Genomic DNA, 6,805 nt, shown 5'->3' on the forward strand with positions numbered 1-6,805 from the left:
TTGTGACCGAGTACGTACTGCCAGACCTCGACTATGACTATGCGGCGCTGGAGCCCCACATTTCCGCGAGGATCATGGAGCTGCACCACAGCAAGCACCACGCCGCCTACGTGGCCGGCGCCAACAACGCCCTGAAGCAGCTGGCCGAGGCGCGCGAGAAGGGCGATTTCGCGAACATCAACCGGCTGTCCAAGGACCTGGCGTTCCACACCGGCGGCCACATCAACCACTCGGTGTTCTGGAAGAACCTTTCCCCGGACGGCGGCGACAAGCCCGAAGGCGAGCTGGCGGCCGCGATCGACGACGCGTTCGGCTCCTTCGACGCCTTCCGCGCCCAGTTCAGCGCGGCGGCACTGGGCCTGCAGGGCTCCGGCTGGGGCTTCCTGGCCTACGAGCCGATCGGCGGGAACCTCGTGATCGAGCAGCTCTACGACCAGCAGGGCAACGTGGCACTGGGCACCACCCCGCTGCTGATGCTGGACATGTGGGAGCACGCCTTCTACTTGGACTACGTCAACGTCAAGGCGGACTACGTCAAGGCCTTCTGGAACATCGTCAACTGGGCCGACGTCGCCAAGCGCTTAGACGCGGCCCGCAAGAACGCAACGGGCCTCATTACCCTCTAAGGGTGATGCGGCGCACATGCGCCTGTAACAAACTTCACATTCGCGGCTTTTGACGCCGAATCGTGGAGGGTCTGCCCCCGCACTTGCGGGGGCAGACCCCGTTAAACGTAAGATAGGTCACGGAAGGCGGTTAGCCTTCAGCAATGTGGCTGGTCGCCCTCCGATCTGTTAATCATCTCTGCCCAATGGCGTGCGGGATCTGTTAGTTGGCTTGAACGCCCGACTCAACTAGTCGTGTTCGCAAGAGCACCAAGGAGACTGAAAAAGTGACCACCCGTATTGGTATCAATGGCTTCGGCCGCATCGGCCGCAACTACTTCCGCGCCGCCCTCGCACAAGGCGCGGACCTCGAGATCGTCGCTGTCAACGACCTCACCAGCCCGGAAGCCCTCGCCCACCTGCTCAAGTACGACTCCGTGGGCGGCCGCCTGGCGGAGACCATCGAGGTCAAGGACGGCAACATCGTCGTCGGCGGCAGCATCATCAAGGTCCTTGCCGAGCGCGATCCCGCCAAGCTCCCGTGGGGTGAGCTGGGCGTCGACATCGTCATCGAGTCCACGGGCTTCTTCACCAAGGCCTCCGACGCACAGAAGCACATCGACGCCGGCGCCAAAAAGGTCCTGATCTCCGCTCCCGCCTCGGACGAGGACATCACGATCGTGATGGGCGTCAACCACGAGCTCTACGACCCGGCCGCGCACCACATCATCTCGAACGCGTCCTGTACCACCAACTGCCTCGGCCCGCTGGCGAAGGTCATCAACGACTCGTTCGGCATCGAACGCGGCCTGATGACCACCATCCACGCCTACACCGCCGACCAGAACCTGCAGGACGGCCCCCACAAGGACCTCCGCCGCGCCCGCGCCGCCGCCATCAACCTGGTCCCCACATCCACGGGTGCGGCCAAGGCAATCGGCCTGGTCCTGCCGGAGCTCAAGGGCAAGCTGGACGGCTACGCCATCCGCGTGCCGGTCCCGACAGGTTCGGCCACGGACCTCACCGTCACCGTGTCCCGCGAAACCACGGTCGCGGAAGTCAACGCCGCCCTCAAGGCCGCTTCCGAATCCGAGGCGCTCCAGGGCCTGCTGACCTACACCGATGACCCGATCGTCTCCTCGGACATCGTCGGGGACCCCGCGTCGTCCATTTTTGACTCCGGCCTGACAAAGGTGATCGGCAACCAGGTCAAGGTTGTTGCCTGGTATGACAACGAATGGGGTTACTCCAACCGTCTTGTGGACCTCACGGAGCTTGTCGCAGCCAAGCTGGGCTAGGGTAAGACACATGACATTCCACACCCTCGACGAACTGATCGCTGATGGTGTCCGCGGGCGGTACGTTCTGGTCAGAAGTGACCTGAACGTGCCGCTCGACGGCTCTACAGTGACTGACGACGGCCGCATCAAGGCCTCCCTGCCAGTGCTGGCGAAGCTGACGGACGCCGGTGCCCGTGTGCTGGTCACAGCACACCTCGGCCGCCCCAAGGGTGCGCCCGAGGACAAGTACTCGCTCAGGCCCGCCGTCGCGCGGTTGGCCGAAATCGCCCCGTTCAAGGTTTCCCGCGCGGAAGACACTGTCGGTGAGTCGGCGAACGAACTCGCCGCCGGTCTGCAGGACGGCGAAGCCGTCGTGCTGGAGAACGTGCGCTTCGATGCCCGCGAGACGTCCAAGGACGACGCCGAACGCGGCGCCTTCGCGGACGAACTGGTGGCGCTGACGGGCTCCAACGGGGCCTTCGTGGACGACGCCTTCGGCGCCGTGCACCGTAAGCATGCCAGCGTCTACGACGTCGCCACCCGGCTGCCGTCCTACCAGGGGGATCTGGTGCGCACCGAGGTGGAGGTGCTGCGCAAGCTCACCACGGACACCCAGCGCCCCTACGTCGTCGTGCTCGGCGGCTCCAAGGTCTCGGACAAGCTCGCCGTCATCGACAACCTGATCGGCAAGGCGGACACGATCCTGGTGGGCGGCGGCATGCTGTTCACCTTCCTCGCAGCCGAGGGCCATAAGGTCGCCGGAAGCCTGCTGGAAGAGGACCAGATCCCTGTCGTCCAGGACTACCTCAAGCGGGCCGCGGACGCCGGGACCGAATTCGTGGTGCCCACCGACGTCGTGGTGGCCAGCAGGTTCGCCGCCGACGCCGACCACGAGACAGTCCGTGCCGACGCGATCGAAAGCAGCAGTTTCGGCGCGCAGGGCATCGGCCTGGACATCGGGCCGGAATCGGCGGCGGCCTTCGCCGACCGGATCAAGGGCGCCAGGACGGTGTTCTGGAACGGCCCCATGGGTGTTTTCGAGTTCGCCGCCTTCGCCGCCGGCACCCGGGCCATCGCCCAGGCGCTCACCGGGACCGGGGCGTTCACCGTCGTGGGCGGCGGCGATTCCGCCGCAGCGGTCCGGACCCTCGGCTTCGCCGATGACCAGTTCGGCCACATCTCCACCGGCGGCGGCGCCAGCCTCGAGTACCTCGAAGGCAAGGAACTTCCGGGCCTGAGCGTCCTGGACCGCTAAGTCCACCAGCCGGCAGGGCGCCGCCTCCCGCAACGAGGGGGCGCCCTGCCGGCTGTCCACCGCACGGGCGGTTCCATTCCCAGGCTTTCCTGGGCCAACACTCCTGTAGCAGCATTCCTGACCGGCACCTTTTGGAGATCATGTGACAACGTCAACCAACGGCACCTTCGACCGCACGCCCTTCATCGCAGGCAACTGGAAGATGAACATGGACCATGTCCAGGGCATCACCCTCCTGCAGAAGCTGGCCTGGACCCTGTCCGATGCCAAGCACGACTACAGCCGGGTGGAGGTCGCCGTCTTCCCGCCGTTCACCGATCTCCGCGGCGTCCAGACGCTGGTCCAGGGCGACGAGCTGAAGCTTGTCTACGGCGGCCAGGATCTCTCCCAGTTCGACTCCGGCGCCTACACCGGCGACATCTCCGGACAGTTCCTGGGCAAGCTCGGCTGCACGTACGTCCTCGTCGGCCACAGCGAACGCCGCACCATCCACAAGGAGTCCGATGAGGTGCTCAACGCCAAGGCCAAGGCCGCGTTCCGGCACGGCCTCACCCCCATCCTGTGCGTCGGCGAGGGCCTCGAAATCCGCCAGGCCGGAACCCACGTCGAACATACGCTCGCCCAGCTGCGTGCCGGTGTCGAGGGCCTCACCGCCGGGCAGGCCGCCGGACTGGTCGTCGCGTACGAGCCCGTCTGGGCCATCGGCACCGGCGAAGTTGCGGGACCCGAGGACGCCCAGGAGATGTGCGCCGCCCTCCGCGTCGAGCTCTCCACCCTCTTCGGCGCGGACATTGCCGGCAAGACCCGCCTCCTCTACGGCGGTTCGGTCAAGGCCAACAACGCCGCCGCCATCCTCAAGGAACGCGACGTCGACGGACTGCTGGTCGGCGGTGCCAGCCTGGACGCCGCCGAGTTTGCTAATATTGTCAGGTTCGAGAGTCACCTGTTGACGGATTAGTCCGGACACAGCGTGGCCCCCGCAATCCAAATCTTCTGAAAGGCCGTCGTGGACGTTCTTCATGTCATCCTCCAGGTGCTCCTGGGCATCACCAGCCTCCTGCTGACCCTGCTCATCCTGCTGCATAAGGGACGTGGAGGCGGCCTGTCCGACATGTTCGGCGGCGGCATGAGCTCCGGGTTGAGCTCCTCCGGCGTTGCCGAGCGGAACCTCAACCGGTTCACGATCATCCTGGGCATCACCTGGGGAGTGGTCATCATCGGACTGGGCCTGCTCATGCGGTTCAGCACCGGGGCCGACTCCTAGGCAGTTCTTCCAAAACTTCATACAGCCGCTGCGGCGGCACTCCCGGCATCGGGAACTCCGAACTAGACTGTCGCTGATGGCCTGCACCATTCCACCAGCTACGTAGCCAGGAGTTCCCGATGCTGCATTCTGCTTCCGGATTCAAGGGTGTCCGTGTAGGAGCCACCCAGGGGGCATCGCCCGGGCGCGAGCCGCTGAAGGGCACGGTCCTGCGCCAGCCCCGGATCCATGTCGCCTACCGGTGCTCGAAGGGCCACGAGACGGCGCTGGTGTTCGCCCTGCTGCCCGAGGACCAGATCCCCGGCGTCTGGGACTGCCGCCGCTGCGGCGGTACGGCCACGCGCGACGAGGCGCAGTTCGCCTTGGAGGACATTCCCGGCGAGGGCTATAAAAGCCATCTGGAATACGTTAAGGAACGGCGCTCCAGCCAGGACGCCGAAGACGCGCTGGCCGGAGCGCTCGAGCGGCTACGCGCCCGAGGGACCCTTCCGGACGAGCTGCTCCGGGACCCGTGAGGCGGCGTTTTCGTCGATCAGCCACAGCGTCTGGTTCCGGCCGCGCGGGCCCGCCGCGGGAACCTGCACCGGGTTGGCTCCGGCCAGGGCCAGCCCCACGGCGCCGGCCTTGTCATCACCGGCCACCACCATCCAGACTTCCGCGGCCGTGTTGATCGCCGGCAGCGTCAGCGAGATCCTGCCGGGCGGGGGCTTGGGCGAATTCCGGACCCCCACCACCGTGAGTTCCTTCTCCCGGATGCCGGCCTGCTCGGGGAACAGGGACGCCACATGGGCGTCCGGGCCCACGCCCAGCAGGACGATGTCGAAGCGGGGGAGCCGGCCCGGGTTCTCCGTGCGCCCGTCGGACATGTCCGCGGCGTGCTCGGCGGCGGCCGCCTCGCCGAGCCGCCGGGCGTAGTCGGCGGCGGCCTCCTCGGGCGTGTCAAAGTCATCGGCTGATCCCGGCACGTGGACCCGGTCCGGGTCCACGTCGATGTGCGAGAGCAGCGCCTCGGACGCCTGCCGGGCGTTGCGCTCGGCGTCGTCCGCGGCCAGGAAGCGCTCATCACCCCACCAGAAATTCACCTTGGACCAGTTGACGGCGGGTGCCGCCGGTGACTGGGCCACGGCCTTGAGCGAGCCGATTCCCATCGAGCCCCCGGTCAGCACCACCGTTGCCTCGCCGTGTTTGTCCTGGATGTCCACCAGCTTGGTGATCAGCCGGGCCGCGATCGCAGCCAGGAGGACGGTCGAGTCAGGATGGATGCTTACTCTGGGGTCAGCGCTCACCGGGACGGACACTCCTTAGGTTGGTACGTGGCAGTCCAATGGTAATCACTTCGCCGAACACCTCGTCGGGGTCGAGCCGGCGCAGTTCTTCGGCGAGGCAGTCCTTGAGGCTGCGGCGCGGCAGGGAGATCCGCTGCGCGGGCTGCCCGGGCTGGGTCAGCTCGGCGACGGTCAGGCCGGGCCGGAACAGCTGGATGTCGCCGGAGGTCCGGGACAGGCGCACGCGCCGGATCCCGGTGCCGGCAGGGTCCGCGACGATCGTGACGGGAGCGTCCAGGGCCAGGGTGAGCCAGGCCGCGAGCAGGATGGTGCTGGGGGAGTCGGAGGCGCCTTCGACGGCGACGGCCGTGACGGGGGAGCCGTCGGCCTGGTCCAGGACCGCGGCGAGCTGGATGCGCCAGTTGGTCAGGCGGGTCCAGGCCAGGTCCGTGTCGCCGGCCTTGTAGGTTTGTCGGATGGTTTCCAGGGCCGCCTGGGGGTCGGCCTCGTTGGCCGAGTCCGTGATCCTGCGGTGCGCGATGCGCCCGATGGAGGTCTGGCAGGCGTTGTCCGGGGCGCCGTGCGGCCACCACGCCACGATCGGCGCGTCCGGCAGCAGCAGGGCCGCGACGAGGGATTCGCTTTCCCGGGCGAGTTCACCGTAGCCGCGGAGCAGGATCACCTCGGAGGCGCCGGCGTCCCCGCCCACCCGGATCTGCGCGTCCAGGCGGGTGGGCGCGTCGGCGCCGGCGTCGGCGAGCACGATGATCCTGCAGGGGTGTTCGCGGCTGGCCTCGTTGGCGGCCTCGATGGCCTCCTCTTCCAGCCCCGATTTGGTCACGACCACAAGGGTCAGGACCCGGCCCAGGGCGATCACGCCGCCCGCCTCGCGCAGGGCCATGATCTTCTTGGAGATCTTCGAGGTCGTGGTGTCGGGCAGGTCTACGATCATGGCCTTCTCCAGGTTCGTCCGTCACGGGCCAGCAGCTCGTCGGCGGAGGCGGGGCCCCAGCTGCCGGGGGCGTAGGGTTCGGGCTGTCCGGGCAGCGATGCCCAGTAGTCCTCGAAGGGGTCCAGGATCTTCCAGGACAGTTCCACCTCCGCGTGCCGGGGGAAGAGCGGCGGTTCGCCCAGCA

General features: G+C 67.3%; 8 protein-coding genes and 1 pseudogene. 6 read left to right on the plus strand and 3 right to left on the minus strand.

Annotated elements, in window-relative coordinates; translation table 11 throughout:
* Nucleotides 1–2: 2 nt before the first annotated feature.
* From J9611_RS12250 to J9611_RS12275, 6 genes are all read left to right on the plus strand, one after another.
* A complete protein-coding gene (locus J9611_RS12250) occupies nt 3–626 on the plus strand; it encodes a superoxide dismutase (RefSeq protein ID WP_211880538.1) in 624 nt (207 codons plus the stop codon).
* Nucleotides 627–892: 266 nt separating this feature from the next.
* Nucleotides 893–1,903 carry a type I glyceraldehyde-3-phosphate dehydrogenase gene (gene gap, locus J9611_RS12255; protein ID WP_211880539.1) on the plus strand — a complete coding sequence of 337 codons (1,011 nt, stop codon included), beginning with the start codon at nt 893–895 and terminating at the stop codon, nt 1,901–1,903.
* 10 nt (nt 1,904–1,913) lie between these two features.
* Nucleotides 1,914–3,140: a phosphoglycerate kinase gene (locus J9611_RS12260; protein WP_211880541.1), complete on the plus strand. Its 1,227-nt coding sequence runs from the start codon at nt 1,914–1,916 to the stop codon at nt 3,138–3,140.
* 142 nt (nt 3,141–3,282) lie between these two features.
* A complete protein-coding gene (gene tpiA, locus J9611_RS12265) occupies nt 3,283–4,098 on the plus strand; it encodes a triose-phosphate isomerase (protein WP_211880542.1) in 816 nt (271 codons plus the stop codon).
* 48 nt (nt 4,099–4,146) lie between these two features.
* A complete protein-coding gene (secG, locus tag J9611_RS12270; RefSeq protein ID WP_211880548.1) occupies nt 4,147–4,404 on the plus strand; it encodes a preprotein translocase subunit SecG in 258 nt (85 codons plus the stop codon).
* A 119-nt stretch (nt 4,405–4,523) separates the two neighbouring features.
* Nucleotides 4,524–4,919, plus strand: coding sequence for an RNA polymerase-binding protein RbpA (locus J9611_RS12275; protein ID WP_211880550.1), 396 nt, complete (start codon nt 4,524–4,526; stop codon nt 4,917–4,919).
* On the opposite strand, the gene pgl is transcribed toward J9611_RS12275, so the two are convergent.
* The 3 genes and pseudogenes from pgl to J9611_RS12290 all read right to left on the minus strand — a co-directional run.
* Nucleotides 4,872–5,690, minus strand: coding sequence for a 6-phosphogluconolactonase (pgl, locus tag J9611_RS12280; protein ID WP_211880552.1), 819 nt, complete (start codon nt 5,688–5,690; stop codon nt 4,872–4,874). The two genes, J9611_RS12275 and pgl, sit on opposite strands and share 48 nt — an antisense overlap.
* Nucleotides 5,680–6,621, minus strand: a complete 942-nt coding sequence (locus J9611_RS12285; RefSeq protein WP_211880554.1) for a glucose-6-phosphate dehydrogenase assembly protein OpcA — start codon at nt 6,619–6,621, stop codon at nt 5,680–5,682. Before J9611_RS12285 ends, pgl begins: the two co-directional genes overlap by 11 nt.
* Nucleotides 6,618–6,805 (minus strand): annotated as a pseudogene (locus J9611_RS12290) (glucose-6-phosphate dehydrogenase); the annotation flags it as partial. The pseudogene J9611_RS12290 and the gene J9611_RS12285, both read right to left, overlap by 4 nt.

The organism is Pseudarthrobacter albicanus (assembly GCF_018224015.1).
In the GTDB taxonomy this organism is placed as follows: Bacteria; Actinomycetota; Actinomycetes; order Actinomycetales; family Micrococcaceae; genus Arthrobacter; species Arthrobacter albicanus.